This window comes from Desulfocurvus sp. DL1XJH-121 (assembly GCF_054819825.1).
Genome location: NZ_JBTVWW010000104.1, coordinates 1 through 269, shown reverse-complemented (window position 1 = coordinate 269; position 269 = coordinate 1). Strand labels below are relative to the sequence as shown.

1 protein-coding gene is annotated in these 269 nt (G+C 73.6%); it reads right to left on the bottom strand.

Going from position 1 to position 269, the window contains the following annotated elements; all coding sequences use genetic code 11:
* Positions 1-233: NAD(P)-dependent oxidoreductase (locus ACYYG1_RS17490; RefSeq protein ID WP_461211615.1), on the bottom strand; the 233-nt coding region annotated here is incomplete at its 3' end.
* Positions 234-269 lie beyond the last annotated feature (36 nt).

The window sequence follows — 269 nt, the reverse complement described above, 5'->3', positions numbered from 1 at the left end:
AGCGCGTCCGTCTCGACGATCGGGCCGCGGGCGGTGTTGACGAGGAAGGCGCCCTCGCGCATCGTCGCGAGCTCGCGCGCCCCGATCAGTCCCCGAGTGCCGTCGGTGAGCGGCAGGTGCAGTGAGACGGCGTCGGCACGGACGAGCACCTCGTCCAGCGTCGACACGAGCTCCACCCCGGCCGACCGCGCCTCGTCCTGATCCAGGATCGGGTCGTGGACCAGCACGGACATGCCCAGTCCGGCGGCGGCGACGCGGGCCACCCGCCT